Below are 1,474 nucleotides of genomic sequence, written 5' to 3'. Positions count from 1 at the left end.
GTCATGGCCTGCTGCCAGCGCCGATCCTGTATGTCGATGCGGCGCAGGGCGAAGATGGCTTCGCGGTTGACCAACCCCTCTTTGTCGGTTCGGAAGGCGTATTCGACCAAGGCGCGGATCTCGTCCGGCGCGCCCTCCGCCCATTCGGCAATGCATTCGTCGATCAGATCCTTGGCGATCTGCAACTGCGGCCCAAAGGTGATGCTGTCGGCCACCTGGACCTGGATCTTCATGGTCCCGTCATAGGTGGTGAAGGTCATGTTGCCCTTCTGGCCGCCGCGCTTGGACTGGTACTTCTCCGCGATCAGGGACAAGAAGGCGCCCACATCCTCGAAGGTATGGCCCTTGAAGCGGGCGATCTGGGCGCTCAGCTCGTCGGCATAGCCCAGGACCTTGCGCACCATCTGGTCTTCCAGCTTGTCTTCCGCCGTCACCAGATGCTCGGGCACCAGGCGCCCCTTGGCGTCTTTCATGTAGCCCTCGGGGATCTCGGGCAGGCTGTTCGTGATTTCGCTCATCATCTCTTTTCCTTCCTCACGGCGTTATGGATTTGCCGAGCAACAGGCGCTCGGGATGGGGGATTGGCGGGGGGACAGACGCAGGCCGGTGCGCATGCCATCCAAGGGCCTGCAATAGGCGGCGTAGCAGCATCATGCGGCGTCACCTCCGGTGGGCAGTCGCCGGGCGGTGCGGACGCCCTTGCGATGCAGGATGCTGGCGATTTCGATCACGTTTTCGGGTAGCTCGGCCGGATTGATCCGTGCGCGGGCCGGCATGGCTACGGCTTCCAAGGCACGGGCGTCCTCGGCTCGGTCACGCAGCATCACCGCCACGCGGTTTGCCAGGGCATCATTGATGCGGCCCTGCTCCACAGCGGCGCCCAGGGCGTTGGCCATCTCTTCCAGGTCATTACTCAGCATGATTTTGGCCCTCCTTGCGGGCGTTGGGGCAGTCCTGGCAGGCCTGCCAATGGCGTAGTTGGGATGGGCTCGACAGGGGCATCGGGCGGGCGGCGTAACCGGCGCAAACCTCTACCGACAGATCCGTAGCCAGATGCGGGCATTGGATGCGGCCGACCAGCTTGGCCAGGATCGCCGCCTCGATCTTGGCGACGTCATTGGCCGGATATTTCGCCGCCAAATACAGTGATAGAGCCGTGCGCGAATAGCCGATCTTGCCGGCCACGGCCGTGATGCCGCCCTTGCCACCGTTAGCGGCGTTGTGATGCTCCACCGCATCGCGGGCGATCTCTAACGCACGCATGGAAGCACCTGCTTGGTGTTACGGTCATAGACCTCCCAGTTACCGTTGCGCTTGCGGGCAACCGGAGATTCAGGCCCGGTATCCAGGAGCAGCTGGTAGCGGACATAGCCCTGGCTGCCCGGTACATCGCTGGGCTGGCGCTTGGGCAGGCGGCGCAAATACCCTGCCTCGGCAAGGCGGTTGAGATAGATCGAGGCATGGGACGCAGCCT

The 1,474-nt window shown here is 63.5% G+C and carries 4 protein-coding genes; all 4 read right to left on the bottom strand.

From position 1 onward, the window contains the following. Nucleotides 1-521: DUF3164 family protein (locus EPD66_RS23630; protein ID WP_255448627.1), on the bottom strand; the 521-nt coding region annotated here is incomplete at its 3' end. 129 nt (nucleotides 522-650) lie between these two features. Beyond that, nucleotides 651-920 (bottom strand): hypothetical protein, encoded by a 270-nt coding sequence (locus EPD66_RS23625; RefSeq protein WP_142851016.1) that lies wholly within the window; start codon nucleotides 918-920, stop codon nucleotides 651-653. Beyond that, nucleotides 910-1,263: an XRE family transcriptional regulator gene (locus tag EPD66_RS23620; RefSeq protein ID WP_142851015.1), complete on the bottom strand. Its 354-nt coding sequence runs from the start codon at nucleotides 1,261-1,263 to the stop codon at nucleotides 910-912. The genes EPD66_RS23625 and EPD66_RS23620 overlap by 11 nt, the downstream gene beginning before the upstream one ends. After that, nucleotides 1,251-1,474, bottom strand: a 224-nt coding sequence (locus EPD66_RS24240; protein WP_221931106.1) for a hypothetical protein, incomplete at its 5' end; no start/stop codon positions are given. The genes EPD66_RS23620 and EPD66_RS24240, both read right to left, overlap by 13 nt.

The organism is Telmatospirillum sp. J64-1 (assembly GCF_006980715.1).
In the GTDB taxonomy this organism is placed as follows: Bacteria; Pseudomonadota; Alphaproteobacteria; order Rhodospirillales; family Magnetospirillaceae; genus Oleiliquidispirillum; species Oleiliquidispirillum nitrogeniifigens.
This window is presented reverse-complemented; position numbering and strand designations above follow the sequence as displayed.